This window comes from Telluria sp. LT2P80, assembly GCF_059685955.1.
This window is the reverse complement of the sequence record NZ_JCASIO010000001.1, coordinates 831,771-852,173: the sequence shown is the minus strand read 5'-3', so window position 1 is coordinate 852,173 and position 20,403 is coordinate 831,771. Positions and strand designations below refer to the sequence as shown.

The following is a 20,403-nucleotide window of genomic DNA, read 5'->3' as shown; positions in this document are numbered from 1 at the left end:
GGTGGGGACAGCACGCATTATGGAGCCACCGGGCAACATTCAAACCCCGAAATAGCGGGCGTTTACGGGCCTGATTCGCAGGTCAAATTCGCTTTTGCGCTGCTATTCTGCTTTCCTGAGTGCATTTGTAGAGTTTTCTGCAAGGCGAACACAAGCGGAGGACAAGATGAGTATTGGCGGCATCGGCGGGATTGATACAAGCCGGATCCAGGCCATGATGGAGCAGCTCAAGGCGGCAGCGACCAAGGCGTCGGCAGCGCCCGAGGTGGCCAATGGCCTGGGCGGCGCGAGCGCGATCGGGGGCAAACCCACGGTCAAGCTCGATTTTGCGGAAGCCCTGCACAGCACGCTGCAGGGCGTGAGTGACCGTTCGGCCGAGGCGCAAGCCCTGAGCAAGCGGTTCACGATGGGCGACGATACGGTCAGCCTGTCGGACACGATGGTGGCGATGCAAAAATCGAGCATTGCGTTCCAGGCGACTGTGCAGGTACGCAACAAGATGATTTCGGCCTATCAGGACATCATGAACATGCAGGTGTAATGACCTAGCGGTGGCTCAGTCAGAGTTATCTGTTGATGACGCTGATTGCAATGCGCATCAATTGTTCTGGTGAAATGACTCGGCCGCCATCCAGAGCCCAGCGCCACCCCAAGTAATTGCTCAGATAGCGTGACGCCACGCCGCGAAAACCCAGTAGCCAGGCCTTGAAGCGCGCGTGATAGGCATTCACGTTCTGCACGTGGATGGCGCCGGCAAGTCCACGCCTGACCCTTATGCCAGCGCGCAGATTGACCGTTTCATGCGCGATCTTGTGCCTGCGTGCAAAGGCCCGATAGGCGGCGTTGCTGTCACTTACCAGCAGTGCCTGCGGATCGAGCCTGGGCAGCAAGTCGCGTTCGAGGTGTGCCGCCTTCAGCGCACCCCGGCCCGTTACAGCGTCGAGCGTGCGCCCGTTGCGGTCACGTGCTACCAGGATGCAGTCCAATTCGCGCGAAATGCCGGGCTTGGTGGCGCGCCCGCCGCGCCGGCGCGCAGGACGATCCAGCGTGCGCGCGCCTTTTTGCGATTCGAGCAAAAACGTTTCGTCGGCTTCGACGATGCCATTCAGCGATGCCGGCCGGTCGAGCTTGACCCAACGCAGGAAGCGATGACGCCAGCGAAAAGCGGTATTGCGGTGCACGCCGACCCGGTCCGCTGCCTTGCGCACGGGCAGTGAATCGAGCAGCACCTGCGAATACGCGAGCCATTTGGCCTTGTGCCTGAGTCGCGCCAGTGGCGTGCCGCTCAGGTCGTTGAAGGTGCGACCGCAGACGCAACAGCGAAAGCGTTGCAGGTCGTTGGCAAATCCGTGCCGGTGACAGCGTTCGTTGCCGCAACTGGGGCAGCAGCGTCCTGGCGCCCGGGCTTGCGCAATCAACGCGACAACTTGGTCGAGACCGGCTGCAGGATGCAGGGCATCAAGCACTTGCCCGCGCTGTGGCCCGTTCAGCGACGGCAAGTTGGCGAACCAACGCTTGAAACGGGGCGTTTTCATGACCGACTCCTGACGTTGGCGACAGGGGTTGGACCACGAGACTGCTCATCAGTTCAAAGCTCGGCCCTATTTAATGTTGACTGCGCCTTAGCGGTCGAGCGTATCGAGCTTGCGGTCGAGCATATCGCCGCGCGTGCGCATGGTCTGCTCGGCCTGCTGGAGCGTGCGTTCGGTAACGCCGTCGATGGCCGGGCCACTGGACGGCACGATGCGCGGCGTGATGACGACAATCGTTTCGGTGGCAGCGCCGCCGTCGTCGGTGCTGCCAAAGGCGCCGCCAATCACCGGAATATCCGACAGCAATGGGATACCCAAGCGCCGGTAGGTACGGCTGCGCTTGATCAGGCCGCCGATCAGCACCGGTTGTCCGTCGCTGGCCACCAGCTGCGTGTTCACTTCGGTGGTCTTCTTCGATGGAATGCCGGCCGATACCGAACCTGAGCTGACCTCAGGCCGGATCTTCATCATGATGCGCCCGTCGGCGTCCACCGACGGCGTCACGCGCAGGATCACGCCGGTGTCGAGGAACTCGATCGATTCGGACGTGACATTGTTGATCGTCGTCGTCAGGCGATAGCCCAGCTGGTCGCCGACATTTGTGCTCGCTTCCTGATCCTCGAGGGCCAGCAGGCGCGGCGTGGCCAGCGTGTGCACGCGGCCCTTGTTGCTCAGCGCGCTCAGATAGGCTTCGATATTCCCGTTGACTAGATTCAGGAAAAAGCGCGGGCCGGCGCGCGTGGCAAAGCCCGTCGTGCCCACCGTGTCGGGACCGTCTCCGCTGAACACGCGTGACCAGTCAACCCCGAAGTTCTCGTTCTGGTCGAGCGTGATTTCCAGGATCTTCGCTTCGATCAGGATCTGCTGCGGCGCGCGGTCGATTTCGCGCAGCACCAGTGCGGCGCGCTCCAGGCCCGCCGCTGTCGCTTCGACCACGAGCGTCTTGGTCTGGTCGAGCACGGTCACCGTGCCTGGCACGCCGATCTGGCGCGCCAGGATGGCGCCCACCTTGGTCACGTCGGCGTAGCGCACCTTCATCGCCTTCACCTGCAGAATGGCGCCGCGCTCAGGCAGCGCCACCTTCGGGTCCGAAATCAGGAAGCCGCCCGCACGTTCCGTCACCGCAAAGCCGCCGGCTTCGGCGATTGCCTCGATCGCCTCGCGCACCGTCATGTCGTACAGGTTGATCGAGACGTTGCCGCCAACCCCCTTGCCCAGCACGATATTGATGCGCGCGCTGCGCGCAATCATGTTGAACAATTCCTCGATGGGCGTGTCGCGGAAGGTGTACGACATCGTCACCGGGGCCAGCGGTACCGGTGAGGTGGCCGTGCTTTTTGTTACCACGGCCAGCGCGGCCGTGTTCGCGGCTGCGGGCAGTGCGAGCGAGGCCCATGCTGCGCACAGGGCGACGAGCAGGAAGCGTGGCGTCATTGGGTGTCCTTGTCCTGCATGGTCAGCAGGTGCTGGTTGCCGGCGTGCGCCAGCAGCACGCCGCGCGCATCGATGCGCACGACCGTATAGCCGGCGACGCGCTCGCCGGTGGCCACGACATGGCCGTCGAGATTGGCCAGCGACTGCGCGCCGTTGAGCACCACCGCGCGCAGGCGTGGCGGCGTGGCGGGCACGGGCGCAGGCGCATCAGCGGCCAGTGGCGCGCTGGCCGGGAGCCGGCTCACGAACGGATCGCGCACGATGCGGGGCGGCGTGGCCAGCACATTGGCTGCCAGGCCGGCAAGAACCAGCGCCAGCGTCGGCATCAAGATGTGTTTCATGGTGGTGGTGTTCCAGTGTCGTGGATGACAAGCTGCAGGGTGATGGCGCGGTCGTCGGTGTCGTCTGCGGCTTCCACGGTCAGTTGGTGGATGCCCACGGTTGGCTGCTGCCGTTCGATGGCGGCGAGCCAGTCCAGCAGGGCGGTGTAGCGGGCGCTGGCCACGATCTCGACCGTGAGCAGGCGCACGCCGCCCACGGTGCGCTGCGCGCCTTGCGCTGCCGACAATACGGCCACGTCGGACGCTGCAGCAATGCGACTGACCGCCGCGATGAGGGCCAGCGGCTCCGGGGGCGCTGGTGCCGGCGTGATGGCGGCGGGGAAGCCCATCGGCGGTACAGCGCCTGGTGTGGCCGTGCCCGCTGCTTCGAGTGCGGCCAGCGCTGCCTTGTGCTGCCGGTAGGCGGCCAGCGGCGCACGCAGGGCCAGCGCCCAGGCCAGCAGCAGCGCGATGACGATCGCGCCGCCGACGATGAGATTGAGCTGGCGCGCGGGCAGGGCGGCGAGCAGGTCGCGCAGTTTCGGGCTCATGGCGCCTCCGCCGGCGGGACCAGCATGACCACGGCGCGGAAATCGATCGCCGCCGTCGACGGATTGGCGCTGCTCGAGAGCAGTTCGACGCCATGCATGCCGGGCATGCGCCCCAGGTTCGACAGGAAATCCGTGATGCCGTTGTAATCGGTAGCCTGCCCGGCCAGCTCGACGCTGCTGATCATCACCAGCGTGCCGCCATCGGCGTTGCCGGTGGCGAATGTCGTGGCCCGGCTGTCCGGGGCCGGGGCCGCAGCGGTGGCCGGGGCAGCAGCGGTGGCCGGGGCCGCCGTGGCCAGTTGCAGGTCGCGCTGCAGATTGATGGCGGTCAGCCAGGCATTCGCGGGCAGGGCGCTGTCGATGGCGGCGGCCAGTGCGGCCAGTTCGCCTTCGCGCCGCAGCGCGCGCAGCAAACCCTGCTGCTGCACGAGACGCTCGCGCGCCGCCTGCGCAGTGGCCGCCTGCGCCTGGCTGGTCTGCGCCGCGCTGGCTGCCTGCTGCAGCGTGGCCGTGCGGCGCTCCAGCGCGGCGCTCTGCCAGCGCAGCGCCACGCTGCCGGCCGCCGCGGCCAGGACGATCGCCGCCAGCGCCATGCCGGCGCGGCGCAGCGTGCGACGCACGCGCACGCCGTCGCGATAGCTGCGCGGGATCATGTCGATATCAGCCATCGGCGCCTCCGCGCAGCGCCAGGCCGGTGGCCAGCGCGAGCGATGTCGTCGCCTGTTCGCCTGCCGTGTCCCTGGCCGATTCGGGGAAAGCGCCGAATGGATCGAGCAGGTGCACCGGCACGTCGATCAGCTCGGCGATCCGGGACTGGATATCGGGGTAGCGCGCCAGGCTGCCATTGAGGTACAGGCGGCTGATCGAGCTGCCGCGCGTGCGCGAGGCGACGTACACCTGGGTATGGGCGAGTTCGTCTGCCAGTGCCTGGCAGGCCGGGTGCAGGATGGCGCGGATCGCGCGCCGCAGCTCGATGTGCGGATCGTCGACCGCCATGCCAGGCCGCGCGCCGATGCCGTGCTGGCGCAGCAGGCTGGCGGCCGTATCGGGTTGCAGGTCGAGCGCGCCCGCGACGGCGCCCGCCAGCATGTCTTCGCCAAACGCAATCTCGCGATCGAGCATCAGGCGCCGGCCCCAGATCACGGTCAGGTAGCTTTTGGCAGCGCCGAAATTGAGCAGCGCGACCGACTGGCCGACGTCGCTGCCGTGCAGCGTGGCCAGCAGGCGACCGATGGCAGCCGGGCCGATGTCGAGCGCGACGGGTTCGAGGCGCGCGTGTTCCAGCATCGCCAGGTAATCGAGTACCCGGTGCTTGAGCGCGGCAGCGACCAGCACCTGCCGCTCGCCGCCGTCCATGTCGGCGCCGCGCACCTGGTAATAATCGATGACGTGCTGCCCGGCGCGCTCGCCCAGTTGCTCGCTCACCGCGCGACCCACGGCCTGGGCCTCGGTCTGGCCACTAGCGACATGCACGGTGAGCGGCAGGATGCGCACGTCGGCCGGGGGCAGCGCGGAAATCACGCGGCGGCCCTGGAAGGGCGCCTGCGCCAGTGCGGCATCGACGAATTGCACCAGCGCCTTCGGGGAGGCCAGCAGGACGTCGCGCGGCATCGGATAGGGCAGGGAACTGGCGGCGCGCAGGCGCCAGCCGCCATCGCGCCAGTCGGCCTGTACCAGGTTGAGCCGGTTGGCGGCGAAGTCGGCGCCAATCGGCCGCGTGCTTGAGGGCTGCAGGCGGCGTCGCAGGCCAGCCACAAGACGATGGAGGGTCATGGCGCGGCGTCTCCAGTCATGGCGCCAGGCGATTGTGGATGCATGGGTTCGTTCATCAGCATTTGTCGGCTGCGACAACGCGCAGCAGCGGGCGCCGGCTGTCGCTCGCTTCTTTGCTGTAGAAGGTTGCAGTCTGGCCCGGATCGGGCAGACGCAGCAGCAGGCCGTACTCGGGGAAGCGTTTGGCGGCCCAGCTGTCAAGCAGCCCGGTGACGTTCAGGACGGCCGGGCTGGTGCTGGTCACGGTGGCGCTGGCCAGCACGGCGCTGTCATAAGCGCCGCCATTCCAGCTGGCACCAGCGCGCGGCCTGGTCCAGGTCGCACTGCTGTCCCACTTCGCCGTGACCCGGTGCACCGCGATCCTGCGAGCGGTACTGCCTGCGCTTGCCTGCAGCAGGGTGAGCGTGGCCGAGAGTACCCGCACATCGTCGTCGATGTCGTCCAGCTTCCAGGACATCAGGATGTGCGCTCCGTCTGAAATCAGGCGCAGGTTCTCCTTGTCGAGGGACGGACTCTGCGGCGCGATCGTGGTGTCCTTCACATCGTCGTCGATGTCGAAACGCTTCGGGTCTGACAGCTTGTAGATACGGACGTCGCGCTGTTCGAGCGTGCGCACGGCGCCGTTGAATTGTCCGCTGGCGGTGATCGCCAGCCGCCCGGAATTCTGCTTGGCCGATACCGTGAAGGTGCCTGCGCCGAAGGGTTGATTCACGTAGCTGGCGTCCTTGCAATCGTTGACCTGGCTGGACCAGCGCGCGGCGGCGACCCCGGCTTCGGCCACGTAAGCTGCTGCGCGGCCTTCGTAATCGTCATTGATCGAGCGCAGTTCGACGCTTCCCGCGCGGTGCATGCCGAATGCCAGCGCCGCCAGCGTGGCCAGCAGCAGCGCGACCATCAGCAGCAAGGCGCCGTCCTGGCGCGGCGGCTTCATAGCGACGCGCCCAGGCGCACGCTGCGTGCATACGTCACGCTGCAGGCTTGCACGCCGCTGCCATCGCAATCCGGGCGCGCCAGTACCAGGGCGATGCGCAGGACCGGTTGGCCCACGCCGTTGTCGGGAATGTCGACGGCGAACGACTGCACGCTCGTGGCGAGCACGGACTGGCGCGCAGGGATGGCAGTGGGGTGGGTTTCCAGCAGAATGCCGTTCTGCAGCGTGTATTGCAGCGGTGCGAGCCAGGCCGCAGGGGTGCCGGCTGTCGCCGGACCGGGTATCGGTCCGGGCACCGGTCCGTTGCGCGTGGCCTGGGCGGCAATGCGGTTGATGGCGAAGCGCGCGTCCGCGTTGCGGTCCAGTTCCGCGCGCACGAAGCGCGCATTGTCGGCACCAGCACGCAGCATGTCGGTCAGGGGCAGCATTACGATCGCCGCGATGGCCAGGCCGACGAGCAGTTCGAGCAGCGTATAGCCGCGTTCCAGGCGAAGCGCGTTCATTGCGCCACCAGCGTGGCAAGGGGAAACCGGCCGTCGGCCGTCACGAACGCTACCACGCGCAGCAAGTAGCTGCTGGTGCCGGTGGCATCAAGCCTGCGCGTCCGGTCAGTGCCGTACGAGGTGATGGTGACCGTCATCGGGGGGCAATCGGGCGCCGTCGGCAGCGCGTTGGCGCCAGCCGGCGTCGAATAGGTCGATGGTGCATCGGGTGCGCCGACGGCGGCGTACAGATTGCCATAGGGTTCAGCCAATACCGATTCCATCAGCGTGCTGACGCAGTCGAGTTCGCGCGCTGCCAGGGCGCTGTCGGCGGGCACATTGATGGCGCCGCGCAGCGCATTGGCGGCCGGGATCAGGCAGACCGACAGCAGCAACAGGGCGAACACTGCTTCGAGCAGGGTCATGCCAGCGGCCGCACGCGCCGGTGGCATGCGCATCGTGGACGCCATGCTCAGGACACCGTTATGCGGCCGCTGCCGTCGACAACGACATTGCGCACGACATGGCCGGCACCCAGTACGATCTGCCCCGAACGTAGTGCGCTCGCGCGCGCCACTCCGCTGCCGATACCGCGCACCGGATTGCCGGATGCGTCGAAACCCAATGTCGCAGCGGTGCCGTTGTCGGCGAAGGTAAAGGTGCAACGCACAAGAGCCATGGTGTTTCCCGAAGGGGCAGCGTTCAGGGTCAGTTGATAAGGTGCGCGGTTGAATGGGTGTTCGACGGGAATGTTTGACGCCGTGGTGGTGGTCTTGGCAGTGACAAGGGCGTATACGGCGATCGCATTGGCCGCAGCGTTGCAGCCGAACAGGCGCTCCTCGCCGCTGTGCTGTGCGCCCTCGCGGGCAAAGCGCAGCGCATTGACCACTTCGCCAGCGGCGGCATCAGCGCGAAACTCCGCCACCGGTTGCGCCGTCGGCATGGCGACGACGGCGGCGATGGCGAGGATGGCGACCACGATCATCAGTTCGGTCAGCGTGTAGCCTGCGCAGTTATGCCTGTGCATTTTGCTGACCTTGCAGCTTAGTGGCTCGAATAAGGCTTACTGTTAGGATCATTGGCAGAGCTGTTCATGTAGAACTTGCCCGTCTTGGAGTCGTACGCCCATCCTTTTCCTTCGGCGGCAGGCGCCGTCATGGTACCGGTGCTCGTGAATGCGATGGTTGCATTATTGTTGATTGGCTCAGTAGGGATGCCCTGACGAAGGTACGGACCATAGCGGTAGACGGCATTAGCAATCGAACAGGTCTGTCCCGCTGCATTCGAGGGGAATTTCAGTTGTTCCTCCATGGCGATGAGCGTTCCAGCCCCACCTGTTCCTTCATCACCATCACAGCCTGCACCGCCACTTGCGGCCTTTTCGCCCGGATACGCATTGCCCGTATGCTGTGCACGGTATTGCTCAAGCGAATTGCGAATATTGGCCAGACTCGTATCCAGAGCGGCAAGTTGCGCATCTGACGTCGCCGAAGAAAACTGCGGAATCGCAATCGCAGAAATAATTGCAAGAATAATCACAACGATCAGCAGTTCGATCAGGGTAAAACCGGCGGCGGCGGTGCGCTTGAATGAGCTCGACATAGAAAATTTAATTAGTTGAACAAGCGTCTTTACAAGACGTTGCATGGTTAAAAAAGGTAATGCCGAAGCGTAACATGAGCATGTTTCCGTTCGGCACTAACTCTTCAATCGTGTGAAAAAGTGTGGTTTTTGAGTAACGCTCTAGTGCACAGCGCGTGATAATTTAAATATCGGCAAGATGAGCGAACTGACAATGGTGCCGACGAGGACACCCATCACCAGCAGCATCACGGGTTCCGCCATCTTCGTCAGGCGCGCCAGCAGGCGCGTCAATTCCCGGTCGTACGAATCGGCCACGCGCGTCATGACGCGCCCCAGCGTGCCGGTCGCCTCGCCGGTGGCGATCATCTGGCGCACTGACAGCGGCACGAAATCGCTGTGTTCAAAGCCGGCAGCGATGCCCTTGCCCTCGGTGACGTCGCGTTCAAGGTCGAGGATGAAGCGCTGGAAGTCGGCATTGGTCACCACTGCGCGGCAGGCCTCGAGCGTGGCCAGGATCGTCACACCGTGTTCGAGAGAAATGCCCATCACGCGCAGCAGGCGCGTCAGATAGATCTTGGCGAACACGTCGCGCACGACCGGCAGGCGCAGCTTGGCGCGGTCGAGCGCGACGCGCACGCCGGGCTGACGCATCAGCACCCAGCCCGCGCCAACAGCGCCGGCCGTGAGCGCCGCGACAATCGCGCCATGCCCCGTAAGTACCTCGCTCACCACCAGCAGCACGCGCGTGGTGATCGGCAACTGGTCATGGATCGACGCAAACATGACGGCAAACTTGGGGAACACGAACGTCAGGATGAACACCACCACCGCGAACGAAAACGTCAGCAGGATCACCGGATACGACAGGGCCGAGACCAGCATCGCGCGCAGGCGCTCTTCTTTTTCGTCCAGCTCGACCAGTTGCACCAGCACCTCGGCCATGAAGCCGCCGGCCTCGCTGGCCGCGATCAGGTTGACATAGCTGCCCGGGAACAGCGCATGGCGCCCGAGCGCCGACGAAAAGCGTTCACCGGCCAGGATGTCGTCACCGATGGTCCCGATCATCGTGCGCAGTTGGCCCGGCTCGGTCTGGTCGTGCAGCGACTGCAGCGCCGTGTGCAGCGGCACGCCCGTCTCGAGCAGCAGCGCCAGGCGCTCGGTAAACAGCGCCCGTTCGCGCATGCCCGGCGGGCGCGCGCCGAGGGTCCACCACGAGGCGGCTGACGGGGCGGTCTTGCGGGCCGGGTCGGGGCCCGGGCCGGCGGCGTCGAGTTCGATCGGCATGGCGGTTACAGCGAATGCACGACGCGCGCGATTTCCTCGGGCGTCGTGTGGCCATCGAAGGCGCGCGCCATGCCATCGGCGTACAGGTCGTGGTGGCCGGTCGAGGCCACGTGCGCGGCCAGCTGGTCCTTGCTGGCATTGGCCACGATCATGCGCTGCAGGTCGGGGCCGACTTCGAGCAGCTCGTAGATGCCCATGCGGCCCTTGTAGCCCGAGTCATAGCAGGCCGGGCAACCGCGCCCGCGCATCAGGCGCAGGTCGCCCTGGCCGCGCCAGCGGTAAGCCGCCGCCGCTTCGGGCGTCGCCAGGTAGCTGGTGCGGCAACCCTGGCACACGCGCCGCACGAGACGCTGGGCCATCACGCCGATCAGCGCCGACGACAGCAGGTACGGCTCCACGCCCATCTCGACCAGGCGCGAGACGGCGCCCAGCGTGTCATTGGTGTGCAGCGTGGTGAGCACCAGGTGGCCCGTCAGCGCCGCCTGCACCGCGATCTCGGCGGTCTGGCGGTCGCGCACTTCGCCGATCATGATGATGTCCGGGTCCTGGCGCAGCACGTGTTTCAGGATCTTCGGGAAGCTCAAGCCGATCGCGTCATTGACCTGGTTCTGGTTGATGATGTCGAGCTGGTATTCGACCGGGTCCTCGATCGTGACGATGTTCTTTTCGATGCTTTTCAGGTGGCTGATCGCCGCGTACAGGCTGGTGGTCTTGCCGCTGCCGGTCGGGCCGGTCACGAGGATCAGGCCATGGCTGCGGCCCAGCAGGCGCTTGAACGCGCCGACTGCATGCGCATTCATGCCCAGCTTGTCGACGTCGAGGATCGACTGGTTCTTGTCGAGCACGCGCAGCACGACCTTTTCGCCGTAGATGCCGGGCAGCGACGAGAAGCGCAGGTCCACCGTGCGGCCCTGGGTCGCCACCTGGATGCGGCCATCCTGCGGCAGGCGGCGCTCGGCGATGTCGAGGTTGGCCATGACCTTCAGGCGCGAGACGATCGCCGGGTGCTGGTCGACGCGTGGCGACATGACTTCGTACAGCACGCCGTCGATGCGCAGCCGGATGCGGGCACGGTTGCGCGAGATCTCGATGTGGATGTCGCTGGCGCCATCGCGGATCGCGCGCTGGATCACGGCATTGACCATATTGATGACCGGGCTGGCGCCGGCCATCTCGTCGATCTGCGTGTAGTCGTCGGGGATCGTCGACTCGATCAGTTCCAGGTCGCTCGCTTCGGTCTGCACGAAATCGGGCAGGGCGCCGCCATACGCTTCGTCGGCCAGGCGCCGGATATCGGCCGGCGGCGCGACCACGATGCGGATGCGCACGCCCGTGCGGGCGCGCAGTTCGTCGATGCTGTGGATCGCCTGCGGTTCGGCGCTGGCCACGGTCAGCGTGCCCTGCACCTGGAACAGCGGCAGCACGTTCAGGCGCCGCGTGACATCGCGTTCAAGCAGCGCCAGCGCGCCCGGGTCGTACAGGCCGGTGCGCAGCTGCACATACGGCAGGCCCAGCTGGTCGGCCAGCGCCTGGTACAGCGCTGCTTCGGTGATCCATTTGCGCTCGACCATGATGAGGCCCATGCGCTTGCCGGTCTGGTCCTGCAGGCGCGCCGCCTCGGCCACCTGCTCGGCGCTGGCCGCGCCACGCTCGACCAGGATGTCGCCCAGCTTGCTGCCCGGCTCGCGCACGCGGCGCGGCGCGGTAGGCCGCGCATCGAACAGCGGCAGCTGTTCCAGCAGGCCCGTGGCCGCGAGGATGTCCTGCAGCAGGGCATTCGGGTACGCCAGCTTGAGCCAGCCGCCAAGCTCACCGAGGCGCTCGCCCATGTCGGCCATCATGCTCAGCGCGCGCCCGGACAGCAGCGTGACCTTGCCCAGGTCGACCACGATCGACACCTGGTGCTGGGCCACGCACTCGTTCAGCGCCGCCTGCAGCGTCTGGACGGCCTCGTCGGCCACCAGCGCCGTCAGCGGCGCCAGATACGTCATGGCGCCGATGCGGCTGCGGGTGATCCGTTCGGGGGCAGCGGTCTCGCTCATGCGGTGACGGCGACCTGGGCTGGCGCTGGTGTCGGCACCGGATCGCGGGCGATGCGGAACTCGGCGATCCAGCCCGGCTCGGCGCGGCATACCGTTTCAAACATCGCCACGACACCGGGGTCGAGCTGGGTGCCTGCGCAGCGCGCGATCTCGGCCATCGCCACTTCATGGCTGCGCCCGGCGCGGTAGGCGCGCGAGCTGGTGATCGAATCATAGGTGTCGGCCACCGCGATGATGCGCGCGTTGTACGGAATGTCGTTGCCGGCCAGGCCATGCGGATAGCCGGTGCCGTCGTACTTTTCCTGGTGGTGGCGCGCGCCCGGCACCGCGCCCTTGAGGCGGTCGATGTGGCGCAGGATTTCGTAGCTGCGCTCGGGATGGACCATGATGAAGGTGAATTCATCGCGCGTCAGGCGCCCCGGTTTGCACAGCACGGCGTCGGGGATGCCGATCTTGCCGACGTCGTGCAGCAGCGAGCCCCAGAACAGGTTGTCCAGTTCGCGCGGTGGCAGGCGCAGCGCGCGGCCGATTTCCATCGCGATGTAGTGCACGCGCTCGCTGTGGCCGCGCGTGTACGGGTCTTTCGCTTCGACCGCCTCGATCAGCGCGGCCGCCATTTGCTGGTTGAACTTGCTCGTTTCGGCCAGCATGCTGTGCATGCGCGACAGGCTCGACAGGTGATTGGCCAGCACTTCGCCCAGCTTGCGGTCGCTGTTGCTGAAGTCTTCCTTGTCCGCATGGTTGAGCAGCACCAGGATCGCCACGACCGACTTGTCCTGGAAGACCGGGCAGCACAGGATCTTGAACGGCATGTCGGTGAAGATGTAGGCGCGGCGCGGATCGTCGGGCTCGTTCATGACGATCGGCTGGCGCGACGAATGCGAGAAGCGGTACAGGTCACCGCGCATCTCGACCAGCACCAGATCCAGGTTATGGATCGGCGCCGACAGGTTGGTGGCCGACACGCACAGGTTCTCGCCCGGCTTGATGAAGGCGGCGACGTCGGCGTCCATGTGGCTGGCCCAGCTTTCGAGCAGCTCGCCGAACAGGTCTTCGCCCGTGGTCATGTCCTGCACCTGGCGGTCGATCGCATACACCAGGTGCAGCTCTTCGTAGCGGTCCGACAGTTCGTCGGCCATCGCATCGAGCTCGCCCTGCGTGCGGCAGTCGTCGGCAATCGTGCTGGCAATGTCTTCGAGCGCTTCAGCCAGTGCGTCCCACGCGAACGGCACGTCGGTGGCCGTCGTGGCCGCCGTGTTTGCACGGACCGCGAGGTAGCCGATCAGGCCGCTCTTGGCGATGATCGGCGTGTAGAGGAGGGTAGCGTCGCCGGCATCGTGGCGCTGCATGCCGTCGCCCGTGGATGGCCAGGCGAAGCCGCCCGTATTGAGCGCCGTGATCCACGATGCGAGCGTCGTGTCGCCGGGTGCGCTCCAGCAGGGCGCGCCAGTGGCGTCGCAGACGGCCAGTGAATAATCGCTCCCGGTGCTGCGGCGCAGCCAGCGCTCGTGGCGGGTGTAGTCGAGGGTCGGCAGAAGATCAAGGGACATGGGCAGGCTTCGGTGGCTGGCGCGGCGTTACGCCAGGGCCGCAAAATGGCGGGACAACCGCGCCACCAGCTGGCGCGGGCTCAGGGGTTTTTCAAGGAATTCGGTATTGGCCAGTTCACGCGCCCAGGCACGTTCGTCGAGCGCGGTCATCGACGTCATGACCAGGATCAGGAACGGGTGGTCCGGATAGGTGGCGCGGGCCAGCGGGCACAGCGTGCGTCCGTCCATCCCGTCCATCTGGATATCGCTGATCAGGACGTCGGGCAGCTGCTGCGCCATGGCGGCCAGCGCGGCGTTGCCATCGCTGGCCGTGGCCACGATATAGCCTTCGCGTTCGAGCGACAGGCGCAGCACGCGCAGGACATGGGGCTCGTCGTCGACGAGCAGGATGTGGCGCGCGCTCATAGCACGGCGGCGCCGGCGGGCGCGGAAACGATTTTCAGATGCACCGAGAAGGTGCTGCCCACGCCGGATTCGCTTTCGACGACCAGGCGGCCGTGGTGCAGTTCGACGATCTGGGCCGCCAGGTACAGGCCCAGGCCGTGGCCACCGCGCTGGGTGGCGGCGCCCGCTTCGCTGACGCGGTAGAACTTCTCGAAGATGCGGTCCTGGGCTTCCGGCGCGATGCCGATGCCGGTGTCGCGTACGCTGATCACGATTTCATTGTCCTCATTGCGGGCCGCCAGCGTCACGCTGCCGCCCGGGCGGTTGTATTTGATGGCATTGGTCAGCAAGTTGTTCAGCGCAATGCGGAACAGGTCCTTGTCGATGGCCACGGCCTCGAGTTCGCGCGGCAGGTCGAGCAGCACGCGCAGCTGCTTGCCTTCGGCGCGCGGCAGCGCCTGCTCATACGCGTCGCGCAGCATGTCGTCGAGCCGCACGCGATTGCGTTCGGGACTCATGCTGCCGGTTTCCAGCTTGCTTACGTTGAGCAGGTTGCCGACCAGCGCATTCATGCGCTCGATCTCGTCCTGGATCACGTTCAGCGATTCGACCCGCATGCTTTCGTCGTCGCTGTCGGCCAGCATCTCGGCGTACATGCCGATGACGTTGAGCGGCGACTTGAGTTCGTGCGAGACGTGGGCGACGAAGTCATTGCCCGCCTGGCGCGCCAGGTATTCGCGGGTGACGTCGCGCAGCACGACCAGCGTGCCGAACGACATCGTGCCGTGACCACCGCTGAGCGGTTGCGCGGTGGCGCTCAGCTGCCGGCCTTCGACATTCTGCGGCGCGAAGTCGATCTTGTGCGAGCGGGCGTTGTCGCGCAGGTCGCCGCTGTAGCGGCCGAACAGCGTGCGCAGCGCCGGATCGCAGCACCAGGCATCGAGCGGCTGCCCCAGGATCTGGTCCATCGGGATGCCCAGCAGGGGCTCGACCTTGCCGGAGGCGAACGTGACGTCGCCGGCCGGATCGAGCATCAACAGGCCGTCCGGCAGCGATTGCAGCGCGGCATTGAGCTTCTTGCTGCCGTATTGCAGCAGGCGGTTGTCGGCGGTGGTGTTGAGCGAGCCTTCCTCGAGCTGGACGATGCGGGCGCCGGCCTGGTCGAGATAGTGCTGCATATTGGTGATCAGTTCGCGCATGTCGTCAGCGCCTGGCTGATCCGGTCTGCCGGGCGCAGCGAGCTGGCGCAGCTGGCCGCGCAGTTGCTGGCTGAGCGCCGCCAGCGGCGCCATCTCGCGCTTGATGACGACGTACATGACCGGCACGACCAGAAACATCATCAGTGCCAATAGCGCGAGGAATGACACGTCCTGCGCCAGCACCGTAAAGCCCGGCTGGTGGAAACCGACGCGGACGAATGCCTTGCCGCCGCTGCCGTCGGCCAGCGGGCCATAGAATTCGCGCAGCGGCTCGCTGCCGCCGGTTGCCGGCAGCGTGCGTTCACCAAAGCCGGCCTGCGCATCGGCAGGCAGCGGCGTGGCAGGCGCGATGCTGCCGCTGCCCGCGATCTCGGCCAGTGTGCGGCCGGTCGCATCGCCAATTGTCACATAAGCAAAGTCGCTGCCGTCGTTCGAGGCAAGCACTGCGGCGAGCACGCCGCTGCGGCCGCTGCTGTCGGCAAGAAGGGCCATCGGGACGGTGCTGAGCGCCTTGACCAGTCCGACACCCTTGTTGCGCACCTGCGCAGCCTGGCTGGCCTGCTGCCGGACCACGAGCAAGGCGACGACGAGGGTAATGGCCGCCAGCGCACAGGCGATGAGGATGATGCCGATGCGGTTGAGTTTCATGCGGATGGACTTGGCGAAATGGAATCTAGCGAACTGTAACGATCGAACTATAGGTTGGTGGTTGCAAACAGGCAAATAAAATTCCAATTGTGCGCAACATTTCCTTGAAAAAATAATTGCGTGACAACGGCGATTGTTGTTTTCACGTTGTCTTCACGTCCACCGCCAATCGATTGGATGTGTCATGGCGTCGTCACGATGCAGGCGTACGCTGGCGCCGTCTTGCATCATGTCGGTAAGGCAATAAATTGCAACATAAATTTCCCGGATAAAACATTCACGTCTTTGGATACGCCCCTATGACTTCACGACGCAGTTTCCTGCGCAACAGTGCGCGCGCGGGTATCGCAGCTGGCACGTTTGCCGCCTTTCCGCCTGCCATCCAGCGCGCCCTTGCCATCCCGGCCAATAATGCGACGGGGACCATCCGCGACGTCGAGCACGTCGTGATCCTGATGCAGGAAAACCGCGCGTTCGACCATTACTTCGGCACGCTCAAGGGCGTGCGCGGCTTCGGTGACCGCTTCACGATCCCGCTGCCCGAAGGGCGCAGTGTCTGGCAGCAGCGCCTGGCCAACGGCAACGTCGTCATGCCGTTCCACCTGGACGCCAGCCGTGGCAACGCCCAGCGCGTCAACGGCACGCCCCACGATTGGCTCGACAGCCAGCTGGCCTGGGACAACGGCCGCATGGACCAGTGGCCGCGCTACAAGAATCCCATCTCGATGGGCTACTTCAAGGAAAGCGAGATTCCGTTCGCGTTTGCGCTGGCCAATGCGTTCACCGTCTGCGACGCCTACCACTGCGCGATGCACACGGGAACCGACGCCAACCGTTCGTTCTTCCTGACCGGCACCAACGGCGCCGGACCCACCGGCACGGCCTTCGTCTCGAATGAATGGGATGCGATCGACGGCCTGCCGGGCGGCGTGAACACCGGCTATACCTGGACCACGTATGCCGAGCGTCTCGAGAAGGCGGGCGTGAGCTGGATCAGCTACCAGAACATGCCCGACGAATGGGGCGACAACATGCTGGGCGCGTTCCGCCAGTTCCGGCGCGCCAATATCGCGTCGGGCTATCCGGTGTCCAGCGGCGGCGCCCCCGGCCAGCCATACACCAACACGGGCCAGGCGCTGCCGTACCATGCCTACGATGCGGCCACCGACAACGCGAAGAACCCGCTCTACAAGGGCATCGCCAACACCTTGCCGGGTACCCAACCCGAGCAATACCTGGACGCCTTCAGGCGCGACATCCGCGAAGGCAAGCTGCCACAGGTGTCGTGGATCAACGCACCGTCGATCTATTGCGAACACCCGGGCCCATCCAGCCCGGTGCAGGGCGCCTGGTTCCTGCAAGAGGTGCTCGATGCGTTGACGGCCAATCCCGAGGTCTGGAGCAAGACGGTCCTGATCGTCAACTTCGACGAGAACGATGGTTATTTCGACCACGTGCCGTCGCCCTCGGCGCCATCGCCTGACGGCAAGGGCGGCTACGCCGGCAAGACGACGCTGTCGCCTGGCGCGCTGGGGCCGGAATACTACACGCACCCCCGGCCTGCCGGCAGTACCCGCCAACCGGCAGCGGACGGGCGCGTCTACGGACCCGGTCCGCGTGTGCCGATGTACGTGATTTCGCCGTGGAGTCGCGGCGGCTGGGTCAATTCGCAGGTCTTCGACCACACGTCGGTGCTGCGCTTCCTGGAAACGCGCTTCGGTGTCATCGAGCCCAACATCAGCGCGTACCGCCGCGCCGTCTGCGGCGATCTGACGAGCGCCTTCAACTTCGCGACACCGAACGACGAGGCGCTGCCCGCACTGCAGGGCCGCACCAATCGCAGCCAGGCCGACGCCCTGCGCGCCGCGCAGCAGCGCCTGGCGCAGATCGCGCCGCCAGCGTCGCCGCAAATGCCGCTGCAGGCCCCGGGCACGCGGCCCTCGCGCGCGCTGCCGTATGAACTGGCCACCACCTGCCAGGTGCAGCCCGGCGCCACGATGGCTGCCGTGCAGGTCACGCTGAACTTCATCAACACTGGACGCCAGGGCGCGGTCTTCCACGTCTACGACCGCAAGAACCTGGCCGCCGTGCCGCGCCGCTATACCGTCGAGGCAGGCAAATCGCTGGCCGACAGCTGGACGCCCGCTGTGGGTGGCGCCTACGATTTGTGGGTGCTGGGTCCGAACGGCTATCACCGCCACTTCACGGGCAGCGCGCTGCGCGCCGTCGCGGCAGGGCAGGCACGTCCGGACGTCCACGTGCGCTGCGACGCTGCCACGGGCGAACTGGTGCTGCGCCTGCTGAATGCCGGCGCGGCGCCGTGCACGTTCAACCTGAATGCGAACGCCTATGCTCAGCTGCGCCAGCTGCACACGCTGGCGCCGCGCACCGAACTGCTCGTGCGCATTCCGCTGGCGGCCAATGGTTACTGGTACGACCTGAGCGCCACGGTCTCGGGCCAGCCCGACTACCTGCGCCGCTTTGCCGGGCGCGTCGAGACCGGCCGCCACACGGTCAGCGATCCGGCGCTGGGCCTGGTCTGACCATGTTCGCTTCCATCACCACCAACAGGAATTCCATGCATCCCATGCTTCGTAACGCGGCCGCAGCCGTCGCCTTCGCGCTGTGCGCACCCTTCGCCTCGGCCACCGTGCTCGACTTCGACGATATCGTCGGTGCTGATGGCTACGCCGCCGTCGCCCCCAACTACGGTGGCCTCGACTGGTCGGGCGCCGGTCTGAATGTCTTCACGAGCGAGCAAGACCCGTTTGCCGCCCATTCGGGTGCCGGCCGTGTCACCACCGACTGGACCGACGGCGGGCCAGTCGCCAGCACCATCCGTTTCCTGGCGCCCACCGTCTTTGAGGGCGCCTGGTTCTCGGGCTACGAAGACAGCAGCGTGCGCTTCGACCTGTACTTCAAGGGTCTGCTGGTCGCCAGTACGTCGGCGCTGCAACTGTCCGGCGTGGCCGCCTTCCTGGACGCCGGCTGGGATGGCGCGATCGATACGGTCGTCGTCTCCAGCGGCATGCAGGGTTCGTATGCGATGGACGACTTCAGCTTTGTCAGTGTGACCGAGGTGCCGGAACCGGGGTCGCTGGCGCTGCTGCTGGCTGGCCTGGGCATGGCCGGTGTGCTGCGGGTGCGCCGCGCGTCGTTTTAAATCAGTCCCAGCGTCAGCGCGCGCAAGGTCGCGGCGGCGCGGGTCGAGCATCCGAGTTTGCCCAGGATGCTCTCGACATGCGTGCGCACGGCGCCGGTACTGATGCGCATCGCGCGCGCGGCGTCCTTGCCGGTCTCGCCCAGGCTGAGGCGCTGCAGCACGTCGACCTCGCGCGCTGACAATACCTGGCCCACCGGCGCCAATACGGTTGCCGTGGCAGCGGCCGCCAGCACGGCGTCCACCGCAGCGCGATCGAGGCGTCCACCCGTCACCTGCGCTTCGAGCAGCGCCCGCGTCGATGCCGGTTCGTGCGCAGCGCGCCACGGCCGCGGCGAGCGCAGGGCGACGTGGACCGTCGCTGCCGCCAGCAGGCGTTGTGGCATGCCAAGCGTGGCGGCGTCGAGACTGCGATAGTAGCCGCTGCCATCGAGCCGTTCATGGATTTGCGAGGCCAGCTGTGCATCGGCCTCGACGCCGTCGATCTGGTTGCCGATGCGCGCCGTCCAGAAGGGCGCGCGGCGGATGGCTTCCCAGTCGGCGTCACCGGGTTTGCTCCGGCGTTCCCAGACCGTGTTCGACACGGCGGCGCGCCCGATCCCGTGCAACAGTGCCGCGCGCGCCAGGCTGCGCTGGTCGGCGTCCGGCAGCCCCAGGCCCTGTGCGGCCCCGTGCGCCAGCAGCGCCACGCGGCGCGAATGACCGGCCAGCCAGGGCAGCTTCAGTTCGACGGTATCGGCCACCAGCGTCAACGGTACCGACAGCGGCAGGAAGTCGCTGAGCAGTGCAGGTTCCTCCAGTGTGTCGGGTGCGTCGAGCCACGCCTGCGCGTGCGGCGCCACCTGCGCCACCAGCGCCGCCGGATACCTGACGCCACCCAGACGCGTGACCATCGCCAGCGCCGCGCTGAATCCATGCGCGCGCGTGAGGATCTCGATGTCGCCGGCCAGCACCACGTGGTACACGACGGCCGGCACCCCGTTGCCTTCCAGGCCACGCGGCAGGCCGCGGCCATCGACACGTTCGAACAGGTGGCGCAGGCCGTGTTCGACCGGGGCCGGCAAGCCCAGCATGGCCGCGATGTCGCCCGCGATTTCGCAGTGGATGGTGGCCAGCGGCGTCAGGTGATTTCGCAGCGTGTCCAGGCGTGCGGCTTGCTGCGCATTGAGGGTGCGTTTCAACATCGCCTGGCGGCCATCGATGTCGTCGCCCAGCAGCGCGGCAAAGCCGGCGGCCGTGGCGGTGCTGCCGGACCAGCGCAAGCGGGCCGCCATGTGCGCGTGCGCAGCCGCTGCAGTGTCGCCACCGGCAGCCAGTGCGATGCGCGCGGCCAGGCGCGCAGCACGCGCGGAGGCGTCGATGGGCTGGCCCATGGCCAGGTCGCCCACGATCGCGAGCAACCCCATGGCCTGCGCCAGCGTCACCGTGTCGTGGCCGTGCAGGCTGGCGCTGGCGGGCGAGAGAGAAGGCCGGGGTGCCTGGTTGGTCGTGTGCATGAAGCCGATCGTATCGCCAAGGCCAACCCCGCA

General features: G+C 66.5%; 20 protein-coding genes. 3 read left to right on the top strand and 17 right to left on the bottom strand.

The features are described from left to right. The first annotated feature begins 166 nt into the window (after positions 1-166). Positions 167-541 (top strand): flagellar hook-basal body complex protein FliE, encoded by a 375-nt coding sequence (fliE, locus tag AC56LW_RS03760; protein WP_183555708.1) that lies wholly within the window; start codon positions 167-169, stop codon positions 539-541. A 25-nt stretch (positions 542-566) separates the two neighbouring features. Here the strand turns inward: fliE and AC56LW_RS03755 are convergent, their stop codons facing one another. The 16 genes from AC56LW_RS03755 to AC56LW_RS03680 all read right to left on the bottom strand — a co-directional run bounded on the left by AC56LW_RS03755 (position 567) and on the right by AC56LW_RS03680 (position 15,714). Continuing rightward, a complete protein-coding gene (locus tag AC56LW_RS03755; protein WP_499631778.1) occupies positions 567-1,535 on the bottom strand; it encodes an IS1595 family transposase in 969 nt (322 codons plus the stop codon). Between the two features lie 87 nt (positions 1,536-1,622). Next, positions 1,623-2,966, bottom strand: a complete 1,344-nt coding sequence (locus AC56LW_RS03750) for a type II secretion system protein GspD (RefSeq protein ID WP_499631775.1) — start codon at positions 2,964-2,966, stop codon at positions 1,623-1,625. Continuing rightward, positions 2,963-3,307, bottom strand: coding sequence for a hypothetical protein (locus AC56LW_RS03745; RefSeq protein WP_499631772.1), 345 nt, complete (start codon positions 3,305-3,307; stop codon positions 2,963-2,965). The genes AC56LW_RS03750 and AC56LW_RS03745 overlap by 4 nt, the downstream gene beginning before the upstream one ends. Then, positions 3,304-3,837 (bottom strand): GspMb/PilO family protein, encoded by a 534-nt coding sequence (locus AC56LW_RS03740; RefSeq protein WP_499631769.1) that lies wholly within the window; start codon positions 3,835-3,837, stop codon positions 3,304-3,306. Before AC56LW_RS03740 ends, AC56LW_RS03745 begins: the two co-directional genes overlap by 4 nt. Further along, on the bottom strand, positions 3,834-4,505 hold the full coding sequence (locus AC56LW_RS03735) for a PilN domain-containing protein (protein WP_499631766.1): 672 nt from the start codon (positions 4,503-4,505) through the stop codon (positions 3,834-3,836). The genes AC56LW_RS03740 and AC56LW_RS03735 overlap by 4 nt, the downstream gene beginning before the upstream one ends. Next, positions 4,498-5,610 (bottom strand): pilus assembly protein PilM, encoded by a 1,113-nt coding sequence (pilM, locus tag AC56LW_RS03730; RefSeq protein WP_499631762.1) that lies wholly within the window; start codon positions 5,608-5,610, stop codon positions 4,498-4,500. Before pilM ends, AC56LW_RS03735 begins: the two co-directional genes overlap by 8 nt. A 55-nt stretch (positions 5,611-5,665) precedes the next feature. Then, complete coding sequence (locus AC56LW_RS03725) at positions 5,666-6,541, bottom strand: DNRLRE domain-containing protein (RefSeq protein WP_499631759.1); 876 nt, start codon at positions 6,539-6,541, stop codon at positions 5,666-5,668. Next, positions 6,538-7,044, bottom strand: coding sequence for a PulJ/GspJ family protein (locus AC56LW_RS03720; protein WP_499631757.1), 507 nt, complete (start codon positions 7,042-7,044; stop codon positions 6,538-6,540). Before AC56LW_RS03720 ends, AC56LW_RS03725 begins: the two co-directional genes overlap by 4 nt. Beyond that, positions 7,041-7,493: a hypothetical protein gene (locus AC56LW_RS03715; RefSeq protein ID WP_499631754.1), complete on the bottom strand. Its 453-nt coding sequence runs from the start codon at positions 7,491-7,493 to the stop codon at positions 7,041-7,043. The genes AC56LW_RS03720 and AC56LW_RS03715 overlap by 4 nt, the downstream gene beginning before the upstream one ends. A gap of 2 nt (positions 7,494-7,495) precedes the next feature. Beyond that, the gene (locus AC56LW_RS03710; RefSeq protein WP_499631751.1) at positions 7,496-8,008 is read right to left on the bottom strand and encodes a hypothetical protein; all 513 of its coding nucleotides are present in this window, start codon (positions 8,006-8,008) and stop codon (positions 7,496-7,498) included. 59 nt (positions 8,009-8,067) lie between these two features. Next, on the bottom strand, positions 8,068-8,625 hold the full coding sequence (locus AC56LW_RS03705) for a type II secretion system protein (protein WP_499631748.1): 558 nt from the start codon (positions 8,623-8,625) through the stop codon (positions 8,068-8,070). Between the two features lie 141 nt (positions 8,626-8,766). Beyond that, complete coding sequence (locus tag AC56LW_RS03700; protein ID WP_499631745.1) at positions 8,767-9,891, bottom strand: type II secretion system F family protein; 1,125 nt, start codon at positions 9,889-9,891, stop codon at positions 8,767-8,769. Positions 9,892-9,896: 5 nt separating this feature from the next. Continuing rightward, the gene (locus AC56LW_RS03695; RefSeq protein WP_499503412.1) at positions 9,897-11,933 is read right to left on the bottom strand and encodes an ATPase, T2SS/T4P/T4SS family; all 2,037 of its coding nucleotides are present in this window, start codon (positions 11,931-11,933) and stop codon (positions 9,897-9,899) included. Further along, on the bottom strand, positions 11,930-13,483 hold the full coding sequence (locus tag AC56LW_RS03690) for an HD domain-containing phosphohydrolase (protein ID WP_499631742.1): 1,554 nt from the start codon (positions 13,481-13,483) through the stop codon (positions 11,930-11,932). Before AC56LW_RS03690 ends, AC56LW_RS03695 begins: the two co-directional genes overlap by 4 nt. Before the next feature lie 27 nt (positions 13,484-13,510). Further along, entirely contained in the window at positions 13,511-13,888 is a 378-nt protein-coding gene (locus AC56LW_RS03685; protein ID WP_183555695.1) for a response regulator, read from the bottom strand. Then, the gene (locus AC56LW_RS03680; protein ID WP_499631739.1) at positions 13,885-15,714 is read right to left on the bottom strand and encodes an ATP-binding protein; all 1,830 of its coding nucleotides are present in this window, start codon (positions 15,712-15,714) and stop codon (positions 13,885-13,887) included. The genes AC56LW_RS03685 and AC56LW_RS03680 overlap by 4 nt, the downstream gene beginning before the upstream one ends. A gap of 299 nt (positions 15,715-16,013) precedes the next feature. Here AC56LW_RS03680 and AC56LW_RS03675 point away from each other — a divergent pair, with 299 nt between their 5' ends. Together AC56LW_RS03675 and AC56LW_RS03670 are read left to right on the top strand one after the other, a co-directional pair. Further along, on the top strand, positions 16,014-18,257 hold the full coding sequence (locus tag AC56LW_RS03675) for a phosphocholine-specific phospholipase C (protein ID WP_499631737.1): 2,244 nt from the start codon (positions 16,014-16,016) through the stop codon (positions 18,255-18,257). A gap of 35 nt (positions 18,258-18,292) precedes the next feature. Continuing rightward, the gene (locus AC56LW_RS03670) at positions 18,293-18,877 is read left to right on the top strand and encodes a PEP-CTERM sorting domain-containing protein (RefSeq protein WP_499631734.1); all 585 of its coding nucleotides are present in this window, start codon (positions 18,293-18,295) and stop codon (positions 18,875-18,877) included. Here AC56LW_RS03670 and AC56LW_RS03665 read toward each other — a convergent pair. Then, entirely contained in the window at positions 18,874-20,370 is a 1,497-nt protein-coding gene (locus tag AC56LW_RS03665; RefSeq protein WP_499631732.1) for an HD domain-containing phosphohydrolase, read from the bottom strand. The two genes, AC56LW_RS03670 and AC56LW_RS03665, sit on opposite strands and share 4 nt — an antisense overlap. Positions 20,371-20,403: the final 33 nt, after the last annotated feature.